Annotated in this window: 11 protein-coding genes and 1 pseudogene; 8 read left to right on the forward strand and 4 right to left on the reverse strand. The window is 74.7% G+C overall.

Going from position 1 to position 13,749, the window contains the following annotated elements:
- Window positions 1–214 precede the first annotated feature (214 nt).
- From AC07BF_RS14910 to AC07BF_RS14925, 4 genes are all read left to right on the forward strand, one after another.
- Window positions 215–889 carry a DUF4097 family beta strand repeat-containing protein gene (locus AC07BF_RS14910; RefSeq protein ID WP_400986093.1) on the forward strand — a complete coding sequence of 225 codons (675 nt, stop codon included), beginning with the start codon at window positions 215–217 and terminating at the stop codon, window positions 887–889.
- 82 nt (window positions 890–971) lie between these two features.
- A complete protein-coding gene (locus AC07BF_RS14915; RefSeq protein ID WP_400986091.1) occupies window positions 972–2,159 on the forward strand; it encodes a sensor histidine kinase in 1,188 nt (395 codons plus the stop codon).
- Window positions 2,156–2,836 (forward strand): response regulator transcription factor, encoded by a 681-nt coding sequence (locus tag AC07BF_RS14920; RefSeq protein WP_363580070.1) that lies wholly within the window; start codon window positions 2,156–2,158, stop codon window positions 2,834–2,836. Before AC07BF_RS14915 ends, AC07BF_RS14920 begins: the two co-directional genes overlap by 4 nt.
- Window positions 2,837–3,051: 215 nt before the next feature.
- Window positions 3,052–3,663, forward strand: a complete 612-nt coding sequence (locus tag AC07BF_RS14925; protein ID WP_400809066.1) for a hypothetical protein — start codon at window positions 3,052–3,054, stop codon at window positions 3,661–3,663.
- Window positions 3,664–3,729: 66 nt separating this feature from the next.
- On the opposite strand, the gene AC07BF_RS14930 is transcribed toward AC07BF_RS14925, so the two are convergent.
- The gene (locus AC07BF_RS14930) at window positions 3,730–5,529 is read right to left on the reverse strand and encodes a vWA domain-containing protein (RefSeq protein ID WP_478333447.1); all 1,800 of its coding nucleotides are present in this window, start codon (window positions 5,527–5,529) and stop codon (window positions 3,730–3,732) included.
- Window positions 5,526–6,590 (reverse strand): AAA family ATPase, encoded by a 1,065-nt coding sequence (locus AC07BF_RS14935; protein WP_478333448.1) that lies wholly within the window; start codon window positions 6,588–6,590, stop codon window positions 5,526–5,528. Before AC07BF_RS14935 ends, AC07BF_RS14930 begins: the two co-directional genes overlap by 4 nt.
- A 112-nt stretch (window positions 6,591–6,702) precedes the next feature.
- On the opposite strand from AC07BF_RS14935, the gene AC07BF_RS14940 reads away from it, so the two are divergent.
- The 4 genes and pseudogenes from AC07BF_RS14940 to AC07BF_RS14955 all read left to right on the forward strand — a co-directional run bounded on the left by AC07BF_RS14940 (window position 6,703) and on the right by AC07BF_RS14955 (window position 11,224).
- Window positions 6,703–7,443: an SIR2 family NAD-dependent protein deacylase gene (locus tag AC07BF_RS14940; RefSeq protein ID WP_363617965.1), complete on the forward strand. Its 741-nt coding sequence runs from the start codon at window positions 6,703–6,705 to the stop codon at window positions 7,441–7,443.
- An 81-nt stretch (window positions 7,444–7,524) separates the two neighbouring features.
- A complete protein-coding gene (locus AC07BF_RS14945; RefSeq protein WP_363629372.1) occupies window positions 7,525–8,739 on the forward strand; it encodes a cytochrome P450 in 1,215 nt (404 codons plus the stop codon).
- Window positions 8,740–8,788: 49 nt separating this feature from the next.
- Window positions 8,789–9,787, forward strand: a pseudogene (locus tag AC07BF_RS14950) (ADP-ribosylglycohydrolase family protein).
- A gap of 252 nt (window positions 9,788–10,039) precedes the next feature.
- Complete coding sequence (locus AC07BF_RS14955) at window positions 10,040–11,224, forward strand: serpin family protein (protein WP_363629375.1); 1,185 nt, start codon at window positions 10,040–10,042, stop codon at window positions 11,222–11,224.
- A 78-nt stretch (window positions 11,225–11,302) separates the two neighbouring features.
- Here AC07BF_RS14955 and AC07BF_RS14960 read toward each other — a convergent pair whose 3' ends face one another.
- Window positions 11,303–12,415: an ADP-ribosylglycohydrolase family protein gene (locus AC07BF_RS14960; RefSeq protein ID WP_363629377.1), complete on the reverse strand. Its 1,113-nt coding sequence runs from the start codon at window positions 12,413–12,415 to the stop codon at window positions 11,303–11,305.
- 42 nt (window positions 12,416–12,457) lie between these two features.
- On the reverse strand, window positions 12,458–13,738 hold the full coding sequence (locus AC07BF_RS14965) for a DUF2786 domain-containing protein (protein WP_363580086.1): 1,281 nt from the start codon (window positions 13,736–13,738) through the stop codon (window positions 12,458–12,460).
- Window positions 13,739–13,749: the final 11 nt, after the last annotated feature.

Raw genomic sequence — 13,749 nt, forward strand, 5'->3', positions numbered from 1 at the left:
TCCCCCGCTCCTCTCCCGCTCTCTCTCCCCCCCTACGGAGAAAAAAAGAAGGGCCCGGAGGCACCAACCCTCCGGTCCCTTTGTCGTTCCGGGGAGCGCCCCCTCCCTGGGGGGGGGGGGGGCCCGGAACCGCTCTGGTGAGGGAGGCGGGGGAGGGGACGGCCGGGGGAGGCTTCGCGTGTCGGGACGGCGGGGCTTTCGAAGGGGGCCGGGCATGAAGCGGGTACTGGGCGCGATGGCGATCGCGGGGGCGGTGCTGGTCGGGATGTCCGCCTGCCTGCCCTTCGGGGACGACCAGGAGCACCGGACCGTGGACTACGGGGTGTCGGAGCCGGTCGGGGAACTGGTGGTCGAGGCGCACACCGGCGGGATCGTGGTGACCGGCGGCGGCGACGCGGTGCACGTGACCGAGGAGCAGAACTACCGGGGCGAGGCGCCGCGGACCACGCACGAGGTGAAGGACGGCGTGCTGCGGCTGACGTACGACTGCCGGGGCTGCGGCGTCGGGTACACCGTGCAGGTGCCGGCCGGGACGAAGGTGCGGGTGACCCAGGAGACCGGCGGGGTACGGCTGGTCGGGCTGGCCGCCGAGGTGGAGGCCTCGGTGGACACCGGCGGGGTCGAGGCCACCCGGCTGACCTCGCAGACCGTCCGGTTGAGCACCCGGACCGGCGGGGTGCGGGCCGACTTCGCGGCGGCACCCGTGAAGGTGGAGGCGAAGGCGGAGACCGGCGGGGTGCGGGTCAGGGTGCCGGCCGGGGAGGCGTACGCGGTGGACGCGCACGCCGGGGCCGGCGGAGTGGAACTCGGGATCCCCTCGCAGCCGGGGGCGGCGCGCAGCATCACGGCGCGCACGGGCGCCGGCGGAGTGTCGGTCGACGGTGTCTGACCGGGCCGTTCCGGAGGTCCTGCCGGTAGGGCATGATCTTCTCCGCGGGGGCGGCGCCCCCGGACCCGGGGGAGGGGCGGCGGTGGTGCGAGCGGCGCGCTGGCAGAGCTGGTCGGCCGGGCTGAGTCCGTACGTGCTGGACTCGCTGCTGGCCGTGGCATCGGCCGGGATCTCGGTCTGGGCGGTCGGCAACGACGACACGGCCTGGCCGTGGTGGGTCTACCTGGTGGCGGTGTCCACCTCGCTGTCGCTGCCCTGGCGGCGCCGGGCGCCGCTGGCCGCGCTGGCGGCGGGCAGCGTGGCCCTCATGACGCTGTCCGTGGTGGCGCACTCGGCGAGTCCGCAGGTGCCGCTGGCCGGGGTGATCGGCATCTACACGGTGGCGGAGCGCTCCCCGGACCGGCAGCGCTGGACGGTGCTGGCGGTGGTGGTGGTCGCCAACGTGATCGGCACCCACTCGCCCAACGGCATGCTGTTCAGCCTGCTCACCTCGGTCGGCTCGTTCGTCTTCGGCTCGCTGGTGCGCGCCCAGCGGCGGCTGGCCCGGCTGGAGGCCGAGCGGGCCCGCGAGGCGGGGGAACGGGCGGCGAGTGAGGCGGGCCGCGCGGTGGTGGAGGAGCGGGCCCGGATCGCCCGGGAGATGCACGACATCCTGGCGCACGCCGTCTCACTGATGATCATCCAGGCCGAGGCCGGGCCGCTGGTGGTGCACGCCAACCCGGACCGGGCGATCCGCGCCTTCGACACCATCGCCGACGCGGGCCGCGACGCGATGGTCCAACTGCGTCGCGTCCTCGGAGTGCTGAAGGAGGAGGGGGCCAGCCCTGAGCTGGCCCCGCAGCCCCGGCTGGCCGAACTCGCCGACGTGGCAGAGCGGGTGCGCCGGGCCGGACCGGCGGTGGAGCTCGAACTGGCCGACGGGCTGGGCGCGGTGCCCGCCGACCTCCAGGCGGCGGCGTACCGGATCGTGCAGGAGGCGCTGACCAACACGGTCAAGCACTCCGGCGCCGACCGGGTGGCGGTCCGGGTGCGGCGGTCCGGGGACACCCTGGAGGTCATGGTGTCCGACAACGGGCGCGGGCTGCCGGTGACCGTCGGCGGCGCGGTGAACGGCTGGTCCGGCGGCCGCGGGCTGGTCGGCATCCGGGAGCGGGCGGCGGCCTGCGGCGGGCGGGCCGAGGCCGGGCCCGGACCGGAGGGCAAGGGCTTCCTGGTGAGTGCCCGGCTGCCGTTGGGGGTGGCGGGCGTGGTGGAGAAGGCGGGCGGATGAATCCGATTCGGGTGGTCGTCGCGGACGACCAGGAGCTGGTGCGGGCAGGGTTCGGGATGATCCTGGACGCGCAGCCCGACATCGAGGTGGTGGCCGAGGCGCGCGACGGCGCCGAGGCGGTCGAGGCGGTCCGCGCCCACGGCCCGGACGTCCTGCTGCTGGACGTCCGGATGCCGGTCATGGACGGGCTGGAGGCGGCCCGCCGGGTGTGCGCCGAGTTCCCGTCCACCAAGGTGATCATGCTGACCACCTTCGACGCCGACGACTACGTCTTCGACGCGCTGTACGCGGGCGCCAGCGGCTTCCTGCTCAAGGACGTCCGGCGGGACGACCTGGCGCACGGGGTGCGGATGGTGGCCTCCGGGGAGGCGCTGCTCGCGCCCTCGGTGACCAGGCGGCTGATCGGCGAGTTCGCCGCCCGCCGCCCGGGCTCGCCCGAGCGGGCGGTGCGGCCGCCGTCCAAGCTGCTCGAGCAGCTCACCCTGCGCGAGCAGGAGACCCTGCGGCTGCTGGCGCGCGGGCTCTCCAACGCGGAGATCGCGGCCGAGCTGGTGGTCAGCGAGCACACGGTGAAGACGCACGTCAGCAATGTGCTGAGCAAGCTGGGGCTGCGGGACCGGGTGCACGCGGTGGTGTTCGCGTACGAGGCCGGCGCGGTGGTGGCGGGGGAGGCGTAGGGCCCCCCTCCGGATCACGCCGGGCGCGCGGGCCCCTGGTCGGGGCCCCTGGTCGGGGCCCCTGGTCGGGGCTCCCTCGTGCGGGGGAGACGGCGGGTTCGCCGGTGCGGGCGATCCGCGACGAGGGGTGCGGCGGACAGCATCTGTGGTGTCGGAACGGACCACGGGCCACCAGCTACCTGCCGGGGCCGCGGATCACCACAGGAGACCGTCGGATGAACACCCCGCAGCAGAACCGCCGCACCGCCTACGCCGTCGTCGGCGCCCCCGCCCTGATGGCCCTCTACGGGGGGATCCGGCTGGTCCCGGGCTCCCGGGAGCCCGGCCTCGGCTGGACGGTCGGCCACACCGCGATGTTCGCCGGGCTGCTGCTGTTCGCCCCGGTCCTGCTCGCCCTGCGCGGGCTCCTCGCCCCGCGCGGGACCACGGCCGGGCGGCTCGCGGCCGGTGCCGCGCTCGGGACGGCGTTCGTCGGCCTGGCGGCCTCGCTGGTGCAGATCGGGATCGATCTGTACGTCGGCCTGGCGGCGGCGGACAAGGCCGGGCAGTCGCGGCTGTTCGACCGCGTCCAGGGCGTCCCCGGGGTACTGCCGGCCGTCTACCGGATCGGCCCGCTGCTGTTCTACGTCGGCCTGCTGGCTCTGCTGGTCGCCGCCGCGGTGGGCGCGGCCCGGACGCTGCCCTGGTGGAGCCCGGTGCTGATGCTGGTCGGCACCGCCGCCTCGGGGGTCGACCTGGCGCTGATCCCGGTGGCCTCGGTCTGTTACCTGGCGGCGCTGGCCCCGCTGGCCCGCCGCTCCGCCGCTCCCCGCCCGGTACTGGTCTGACCGGTGTTGGTCCGACCGGGCGGTACGGACGGACGGCCGCTCCCGCAGGGGAGGGGCGGGCGCCCGTCAGCTCATCCGGAACACCGGTCCGCGCGGGGTGAACGGCAGCCCGGCGCCCCGGGGGACGAGGAAGGCGTGCTCGCGGCGCACCCGCAGCACGTCGCACGCGCCGTCGGTGATGACCAGCACGGGCGCCCCGCGCGGGAAGTCCTCGGCCCGCTCCAGCAGGTCGACGCCCGGCTGCAGCTCGGTGCCGCCGCGCCCGCGCACCCGGACCCGGCCGGCGATCTCGCCGACCGGGACGTACCCGGCGTCGTGCGGTGCGGCGTCGCAGTGCACCACCCGGGCCGCGGGCACGTCCCGGGCGGCCGCGTACGAGGCGATCGCGCCGAGTGCCTTGCCGAGCAGTACCCGGTTCATCGAGCCGGAGGTGTCCAGAACGACGCCGAAGGTGCAGCGCGGCACCTCCTCGGGCGGGTGGTAGCGGCCGGCCCGGGGGATGTCCGGGGTGGCGGACTGCCGGCGGGCCGGCCGGGAGTAGCTGCGGACCGGCTCCGGGCGGGGCACGAACTCGTCGAACCAGCGGGCCAGCCGGGCGTCCCAGGGCAGCGGCGGGTGGGCGAGGGCGCGGATCTCCTCGACCAGCCCGGCGGGCAGCAGCCCGCGTTCGCGCTGGTGCAGCTCGAAGCCCTGCTGGAGGCCGCGGCGGTAGAAGTCGTCGAGGTCCACGTAGTCGCGCGGGCCGCGGTCCAGCGGTGCGCCGAGGATGTCCGGGCGGTTCTTGCCGGCCAGGGTGGCGAGCCGGCGGATCCGGCGCTCGTCGCGGACGATCCGGTCGTACACCTCCTCGGCCGACAGCCCCTTCAGCTGCGGGTCGTGCAGCAGGCCTTCCGGCATGTCGCCGACGCCCATCTCCAGCAGCCACCCGTTGATGACGTAGTCGGCGGCGACGTTGAAGAGGAACGGATCCCGGCCGCCGCGGCGCTCGCCGTGCCGCAGGGCGGCGTGCAGCATCTCGTGGCCGAGGATGAACCGCCACTCCTCGTCGGTCTGCTGGCGCAGCGGGTTGATGTAGACCTCGCCGGCCTCGGCGTTGACGGCGGCGATGGTGATGCCGTGGGCGCGGGCCAGTTCGGTGTCGGCGACGACGGTGAGGCCGGCCGCGATGCCGCCGAGCAGCGGGTAGGAGGAGACGAACCAGCCGAGCGCCCTGGTCCACGGCCGTACGGGCAGGCGCTCGCCGGTCTCCTGGTCGAAACGGCCGCCGGCCCGGTCCATCGCGGCGGACATGGTGCGGGTGAGGGCGGCGGCGAAGGCCATCGACCAGTCCTTCGGGGTGTGGCCGTAGTTCTGCCACTCGACCAGCAGCTGGTCGTGGTCGGCGGTGCCGGCCGTCCCGGCGGTGACGGCCGGCGGCAGGCCGTCGCGGCGCCAGCGGGCGGTCAGCTCCTCCTCGTCGCCGCCCGGGTACTCCTGCGGGAGGGCGACCGGGGGGCGGCCGACCGGGAAGGTCGCGAGGAAACGGTTCACCACCGCGCAGCGGGCCGCCTCCTCGTAGACGTCGGGCTGGACCCGGATACCCCGGGCGGCCGGGACGTGGCCGAAGCCCAGGTGCAGCAGGCAGTGCGCCAGCACCCAGGCCCACTCCTCCGGTTCGGCCCGGCGGCGCGGGTTGACGTGCACGGTGCCGTCGGAGTCGACCACCGCCCAGCCGCCGGGCGGGGCCAGCCCGCAGTCGTCCCGGCGGCAGAAATCGGCGGGCACGGCGTCGAAGGCCGGATTCTGGCGCAGCAGCCGGACTCCCTCGGCGAAGACCTCCGCGCCCGGGTCCGGCTTCTTCGCACCCTTCTGGACGGAAGGACTCACCGGCGGGCCTCGACCAGCCGGGGCATGTCCCGGGCCGCCTCGATCAGGAACCAGGAGGGCAGCACCGGATTGCCGTCCGCGCCGTCGGCGATCACCGTCTGGGCGACCTCCACCGAGATCTCGGCCAGCTGCACCAGCAGCGACTTGGCCCGGAAGGCGGTCTGCCGCTGCGCCCCCGAGGCGTGCTCCTTGCTGGCCGGCAGCTCCTTGACCAGGCGGCCGCGGAAGGCGTCGGCCAGGTAGTAGAGCAGGTCGCGGTCCTCCAGCCGGTGCGGCCAGCGGGCGTCGCCCTTGAGGATCGCCTCCAGGCCGTACGCGTTGCGGACGATCTTGGCGTAGCCGCAGAAGGCGATCGCGTGCTGCGGGGTGAGCAGCCCGTACGCGAGCACCTTGAGGGTCTCCTCGTCCAAGGTGGGGCCGAAGGAGTGCAGCGCGTCGGAGAGCATGTGCCAGGCGCGCGGGGTGGAGAACGGCTCCTCGGTCTTCGGCGGGGCGGACCACAGGTGGTCGGGCCGGTCGGTGACGTAGTCGATGACCCAGGGGTGGATGCCGGCGCCGGCCGCCCAGCGCAGCCAGTCCGCGGCGCTGGCCCGCAGGTGCACGTGGACCATGCGGTTGACCAGCGCGGACGCCATCGGCCGGGCGAGCGCGCCGTCGGTGGCGCGGTTCCCGGCGCCGATCACGATCGAGCCGGGCGGCAGCTCGTACGAGCCGATCCGGCGGTCCAGGATCAGCGAGTAGAACGCCTTCTGGACGTCCGGGGTCGCTGCGTTGAGCTCGCCCAGGAACAGGCAGTACGGCTCGTCGCGGGCGATCTGCTCGGGCGGGCAGAACCGGGAACGGCCCTCCGGGGTCAGCTGAGGGACACCGATCAGGTCCTCCGGGGCGAGCTGGGTGCCGACCAGGCTCACGCACTCCAGGCCGAGCGACTCGGCGAACTCCCGCACCAGCGAGGACTTCCCGATCCCGGGCGCGCCCCAGAGGAACACCGGCCGGACGGTGGCCAGCCCGAGCAGCAACTCGGGAATCTGGACGGGCGAGACGCTGACTGCTCCCTGCACGGGGCTCCTTGGCAAGTGGTGGGGTGACCGGCCCAGTGTGCGGCGGTAGTTGGCGCGGCGCACCCGGATTTTCGCTGGCGCCCCGAACCGGGCCGCCCGTACCGTCCGGGGCATGAACGCGAAACGCCCCCTGATCGCCGTCCTCACCGGCGCGGGCATCTCGACCGACTCGGGCATCCCCGACTACCGCGGCCCGCAGGGGCTCTGGCAGCGGGACCCGTCGGCCCAGGACCTGGTCACCATCGGCCCGTACCGTGCCGATCCCGAGGTGCGGCGGCGGGCGTGGCGGCTGAGGCTGGAGACGGGTGTGCTGGGGGCCGAGCCGAACGCCGGGCACCGGGCGCTGGTCGATCTGGAGCGCTCGGGGCTGCCGCTGCGGGTGCTCACCCAGAACGTGGACGGGCTGCACCAGCGGGCCGGGCTGGCCCCGCGCAAGGTGCTCGAACTGCACGGCACCGCACTGGAGGTGCAGTGTCTGGGCTGCGCGGCGACGGGGCCGATGGCGGAGGCGCTGCGGCGGGTCGAGGCGGGCGAGCCGGACCCGGCCTGCCGGGCGTGCGGGGGGATCCTGAAGCCGCGCACGGTGATGTTCGGCGAGAACCTGGACCAGGAGGTGCTCGGGCAGGCCGACTCGATCGCCCGCGCCTGCGACGTGTTCATCGCGGTCGGTACCAGCCTTCAGGTGTTCCCGGTGGCGGCGCTGCCGTACAACGCGGTGCGGACCGGGTCGAAGCTGATCATCCTGAACGCCGAGCCGACGCCGTACGACGAGGCCGCCGACGAGGTGATCCGCGAGCCGATCTCCCAGGCACTGCCGGCCCTGGTGCGCAGGCTGGTGGGGGAGGGGCTCTGAAGAAGGGGCTTAAAAACGGGTGAACCGCATGCGTACGATGATCCTTCCGGCTCCCCCCTCATGGCCTGGAGTGATCGAGCGATGACGACGACGGCGAAGTTCGACCCCTGGGCGGCGGCGTTCGTGGCCCACCCGTACGACGCGTACGCCGAGTTGCGCGAGCACGCGCCGGTGACGTACTTCGAGCCGACCGGGCAGTGGCTCGTCTCGCGGCACGAGGACGTCAGCGCGCTCCTGCGCGACCGGCGGCTCGGGCGCACCTACACCCACCGCTTCAGCCACCAGGAGTTCGGGCGGCCCGAACCCGACCCGGCGCACGAGCCCTTCCACACCCTCAACGACTTCGGGCTGCTCGACCTGGAGGCCCCCGACCACACCCGGATCCGCCGGCTGGTCTCCAAGGCCTTCACCCCGCGCATGGTCGAGGGCCTGCGGCCGACCGTCCAGCGGCTCGCCGGGGAACTCGTCGACGGCCTGCTCGCGGCCGGCGGCGGCGACCTGATCGCCGCCGTCGCCGAGCCACTGCCGGTCGCCGTGATCGCCGAGATGCTCGGCGTGCCGGAGGGCGACCGGCACCTGCTGCGGCCCTGGTCCGCCGACATCACCGGCATGTACGAGCTCAACCCGAGCGAGGAGGCCGCCCGCAAGGCCGTCACCGCGAGCACCGAGTTCTCCGACTACCTGCGCGCCCTCATCCGCGAACGCCGCACCGCCCCCGGCACCGACCTGATCAGCGCGCTGATCCAGGCCCAGGAGGGCTCCGACGCGCTCAGCGAGCAGGAGATGATCTCCACCTGCGTGCTGCTGCTCAACGCCGGCCACGAGGCGACCGTCAACACCACCGGCAACGGCTGGTGGGCGCTGTTCCGCAACCCCGGCGAACTCGCCCGGCTGCGCGGCGCGACCGACGCGCTCCTGCCCACCGCCATCGAGGAGCTGATGCGCTGGGACACCCCGCTGCAGCTGTTCGAACGGTGGGTCCTGGAGGACATCGAGCTGCGCGGCGTCACCATCCCGAGCGGCTCCGAGGTCGCCCTCCTCTTCGGCTCCGCCAACCGCGACCCCGAGCGCTTCACCGACCCCGACCGCCTCGACCTCGGCCGCACCGACAACCCCCACATCACCTTCGGCGCCGGCATCCACTTCTGCCTCGGCGCCCCGCTCGCCAGACTGGAACTCACCGAGTCCTACGGCGCCCTCCTGCGCCGCGCCCCCGGCCTGCGCCTGGCCCGCGAACCGGAGTGGAACCCGGGCTACGTGATCCGGGGCCTCAGGGAACTGGTGGTCGAGGTCTAGATCGAGGGCTGGGACAGGTCGGGGTCGGTTCGAGGAACGGGGGAGAGCTGTGGGCAAGGCGACGGGGTCACTGCTGGGGCTGGCGATCGGGGATGCGATCGGCCGGGTGACCGAGTTCAAGACGGTAGGGATGATTGCCGACGACCACCCGGACTGGCGGCAACTTCCGCTGCCCCCAAGGGCGCTGGTCACCGACGACACCCAGATGACCCTCGCCCTCGGCCGTGGTCTGCGCATTGCCCTGGAGCGCGGGCCGCTGACCCCGCTACGGCTGGAGCGGCCCGTTCGCGAGGAGTTCGTCGACTGGTGGCGCTCCCCGCAGAACAACCGTGCTCCCGGCATGACCTGCCTGCGCGCCTGCGAGCGGCTGAGCCGCCCCGCGTACCGCTGGCAGCAGGCGAGCGACGTCGGCTCCAAGGGCTGCGGCGCCAACATGCGGGTCGCTCCGGTCGGGCTGATCCGCGAACTCGACGCCCGCCAGCTCGCGGGCGCCGCGCAGTTGCAGTCCGCGCTCACCCACGGGCACCCGACCGCACTCGCCGCCAGTGACCTCACCGCGTACGCCATCCGCAAGCTCGCCGAGGACGTTCCGCCGGCCGGCCTGCCCGCGGTGCTGCGGGCGTACGCGCTGGCGAGCCGCGAGCGGTACGACGAGTTCTGACTCGGCGACCTCGCCGCGCGCTGGCACGGCCGCTCGCCGCAGGACGTCATCGCCCGCGGCTGGGACGACTGCCTGGCCGTGCTCGACCGGCTGGACGCCGCGCTCGCCGCGCCCGACGTCGAAGCGGACCCGTGTCTGGCCACCGGTGAGGGCTGGGTCGCCGAGGAGGCCTTCGCCACCGGCCTGCTCTGCTTTCTGCTGCTGCCGGACGACCCGGTGGCCGCCGTCCGCCGGGCCGCCTACTCCAGCGGCGACTCGGACTCCCTGGCCTGTCTGACCGGCGCCTTCGCCGGGGCCCGTCACGGGGAGTCGGTCTGGCCGCAGGAGTGGGTGGAGCGGATCGAGTACCGGGACGAGCTGCTCGAGCTCGGGGCGCTCTGGGACTGAGCTCCACGACCTGCGCTCTGGGACTGAGCTCCACGACCTGCGCTCTGGGCCCGGGCGGAACCGGGTTCGGGGGTGGTGCGTCGAAGGGCCATGACGAAGCGCAGCACCGCAGGGCATGGCCGTTCCCGCCGTCGGGTGGGGCTGCTTCTCGCCGCCGGGTTGGCCGTCGGCCCGGCGCTGGCCGGGTGCGGGAGTGCGGCGGGCGGGGGGCCCGTGGTGGTGCGGGCCTCGACGTCGGGGAGCCGGGCGGCGGTGGATCCGGGGCAGGTGGCGGCGGTGGCGGCCGGGACCAGCGCCTTCGGGCTGGACCTGCTGCACGCGCTGACCGCGACACCGGACGGGGCGGGGCGCAACGTCGTGGTCTCGCCGGCCGGGCTGGCGAGCGTGCTCGGGATGCTGCTGCCGGGGGCGCGCGGCGCCACCGCCGAGGAGTTGGCCAAGGCCCTGCACACCGGGCTCGACCCGCGACAGTACGCCCTCGCCGTCGGCGCGCCGGACCGCGGGAGCCGGGCCGGCGGCGACCAGGTCGTCCTGCGCCGGTCCGACGACCTGTGGACGCAGCAGGGCCTGGCCGTCGCCCCGGAGTACCTGGACACGCTCGCCGCCGCCTTCGACACCGGCGTGCACCCCGTCGACTTCGCCAAGGACCCGGCCGACGCCTGCAGGAGCATCAACGCGGCGGTGGAGAAGGCCACCGAGGGGCGGATCAAGGAACTCTTCGGCCCGCGACAGATCACCGCCGACACCCGGCTGGCACTCACCGACGCGCTCTACCTGAAGGCGGCGTGGGCCTCCGGGTTCAAGCCCGCGAACACCTCCGAGCGCCCCTTCCACCGGCTGGACGGCTCCACCCCGTCGGTGAGCACGATGAGCCGCACCGGCACCCTCCGGTACGCCGAGGGTTCCGGCGGCATCGTCGGCGAACCCTGGCAGGCCGTCGAACTCCCTTATGCGGGAGGCGGGTTGGCGATGGACCTGATCGTCCCCGCGCAGGGCGGGTACACGGCCTTCAGCAAGGGCCTGGACCAGGCCCAGCTCGACCGGATCCTCGGCGGGCTCGACGAGCGGTCCGTCGACCTGACCCTGCCGCGGTTCCACTTCGACACGGCCAACGACCTCGTCCCCGCCCTGCGCTCACTCGGCGTCAAGGCGGCCTTCGAAGCGCCCGACTTCACCGGCATCACCGGCATCACCGGCATCACCGCCAAGGAGCCGCTCGGTCTGGGCGCGGTGGTGCAGAAGGCCACCGTCGAGGTGAACGAGGACGGTACGGTCGCGGCGGCCGGCAGCGGCGCCGGGGTGGCGGCGATGGCAGCGCCGGCCGCGCCGGAGTCCGTCCAACTGCACATCGACCGGCCGTTCCTGTTCCTGATCCGCGACACCGCCGACGGGCGGCCGCTGTTCCTCGGCCAGGTCACCGACCCGCAGGCGTCCTGAGCCGACCCGCAGGCGCCCTGAACCGACCCGCGGACGAAGCGGGCGAAGTGGGCGAAGCAGCCGGAGGAGGACCGGGCGTCACCAGGCCGGGTAGCGCCCGCCGAGCGCCGGGTGGGCCGGGTCGCGGCTGCCGAACAGCACCAGCAGGTCGTCCGCGACCCGCAGCAGTTCGGCCCGGCCCTCGACCGCCCCCGCCCACTCGGCGGGCAGCGCCGAGGCGCCGTACGCGGCGCCGACCAGGTTGCCGCAGACCGCGCCGGTGGAGTCGCTGTCCCCGGAGTGGTTCACCGACAGCAGCAGCGCGCTGCGCACCGGGTCGGGTTCGAGGGTGGTCGCCAGCAGCGAGTACACCGCGATGGCCAGGCACTCCTCGGCGATCCAGCCGAGCCCGACCCGCTCCACGGACTCCGCCGTCGGCTGCGACTCCTGGGCCACCCGGACGGCCCGGGCCAGCGCCTGCACCGTCTCCTTGGACCCCGGCAGCTCGCGGATCTGCTCCACGGTCTCGCCGACCGCCGCCCACGGCTCGGTCCCGTTGGCGAGCCGCTCGACCAGCGCCGCGAAGGCGCCCGCCGAGAGGTAGCCGGTCGGGTGCCCGTGGGTGATCTGGGCGCACTGCACGGCCAGCCCGAAGGACAGCTCGACGCCGAGCCGTGCCAGCCCGAACGGCGCCGAGCGCATCACCGTGCCGCAGCCCTTGGAGCCCGGGTTGATCGGCCCCGGCTGCCCGATCACGGACGGCGACTCGAACTCCGGGTGCTCGGACACCCCGCTCATGCAGGCGTTGCCGGGCGCCCGCGACGCGTACAGGAAGGGCCTGGTCAGCAGCCAGCCGTCGTACGGGCGGGGCTGCGGCGCGGTGTCCGGCGAGCCCTGGCGCTGGGTCAGCAGCCAGCGCCGGTACGCGGCGTGGACGGCCTCCGGCACCGAGCCGCCGCCGCCCGTCCAGCCGCGGACGAACGCGCGGATCAGGCCCTCGGCGGTGAACAGGGTCATCTGGGTGTCGTCGGTGACTTCGACCGGCCCGGCGCCGGCCGGCAGCCCGGTCACGCCGTCCGGCCCGTACCGCTGCTGGATCTGCTGGAGCTGCTGGAACTCCACCGGCCAGCCCAGCGCGTCGCCGACGGCCCCGCCGAGCAGCGCCCCGCGCACCCGGTCGCGGTATCCCGATTCGGCCGCCGACTCCGTCACGTCGATCCCCCTTGGTTCATGGCGGGATCCGTTCTATCAGGTCTACCGGCGGATCTGCCCGGCGCGCCCGTGCAGCGCGGCGCGGTCGGCGGCGGCGCGCCCGGCCGCCCAGCCCACGCCGTCGCTCACCCGGACCCGCTGCGAGACCAGCTTGGGGAACAGCCGGCCGACCTCGTCGTCCACCGCCTCGGAGCGGGCCGCGAGCGCGGGCAGCAGCCGTTCGTCGGGCAGCAGCTGCTCCTCGGTGCCGTCCTCGCGCAGGTGCCGGCCGGCCGCGGCGGCGCTGGTCGCGCGCTCGGTGGCGGCGGTCAGCCGCTCGCGGATCCGCGCCGCGTACGCGACCAGGAAGGAGTGCCGGAACGCCTTGCTGCGCGAGTCCCGGCGGGAGCCGGCCTTGTTGAGCGCGTGGGTGGCCTGCACCAGCAGCGAGGTGTAGAGCAGCTCGACGCCGTCCAGGTCGCCGTCGAAGCCGACGACGGTGCAGAACCCGAACTCCTTGGCCCACACCGCCCGGCACCGGTTGGCCGCCGCGACGGCGTCCAGCAGCATCGTCTTGGGGCTCTCGTACGGGTTGTCCACGCCGATCCGCAGCGCCGCCGGGGTGTTCCGGTCGTCGCCGGTGGCGGCCAGCAGCGCGTCGTCGATGCTGTGCTGGGCCATCAGCTGCTGGGCCTTGGCGGTGAGCGCCTCGGCCTCCTCCGGGTACTCGGTGGACTCGGCCTTGGCCAGCAGCGCCCGGATCCGGGCCAGCATCCGCGGCTCGCCGGCCTGCGGGCCGGCGGCGCGTTCGGCCTGCGGCCGCCGGCCGGGCGCGGGGCCGACCGGGGAGATCGGCGGCAGCCGGCCCCAGGTCCGCAGCAGCTCCAGGGCGGCGGTGGCGAGCGCGAAGCGGTCCAGCCGGTGCCGGTCGGCGAAGGCGCCGAGGTACTGCTCGTCACCCGGCCACCACACCTCGGCCTCCAGCTCGCGCAGCTGCTCGTGCCAGCGCCGGTCGAGGGCGGCCGCGGGGTGCCGACGGCCCTCGGCGGCGATCAGGTCCACCGCGAGGGCCAGGTGGACGGGCTTCAGCCCGCGTCGGACCACCCGGGCCAGGTCGGCCGGACGCCACCCGGCGGACCAGCAGCGGCCGACGGCGGTGTCCGCGTACCCCAGCAGGGCCCGGCTGACCGCCGGCCACTGCCCGGCCGAGGCGGCGAGCAGCGACGCCCCGGTGTCCAGAGCGAGGTCCAGCGTCTCGTCCGGGGCCGTCAGCACCGATCGCACCGCCTGCTCCAGCAGTGGGCCGGCGCCCCCGTCCCCGTCCTGCTGCGCGCGCTTGCCCACGGTGTGTCCCT

This window comes from Kitasatospora sp. NPDC043950 (assembly GCF_056435345.1).

Bases quoted from the DNA above. Each gene is read 5' to 3' on its own strand.
- AC07BF_RS14910 (WP_400986093.1), top strand. From the start codon at position 215: ATGAAGCGGGTACTGGGCGCGATGGCGATCGCGGGGGCGGTGCTGGTC.
- AC07BF_RS14920 (WP_363580070.1), top strand. From the start codon at position 2,156: ATGAATCCGATTCGGGTGGTCGTCGCGGACGACCAGGAGCTGGTGCGG.
- AC07BF_RS14925 (WP_400809066.1), top strand. From the start codon at position 3,052: ATGAACACCCCGCAGCAGAACCGCCGCACCGCCTACGCCGTCGTCGGC.
- AC07BF_RS14940 (WP_363617965.1), top strand. From the start codon at position 6,703: ATGAACGCGAAACGCCCCCTGATCGCCGTCCTCACCGGCGCGGGCATC.
- AC07BF_RS14945 (WP_363629372.1), top strand. From the start codon at position 7,525: ATGACGACGACGGCGAAGTTCGACCCCTGGGCGGCGGCGTTCGTGGCC.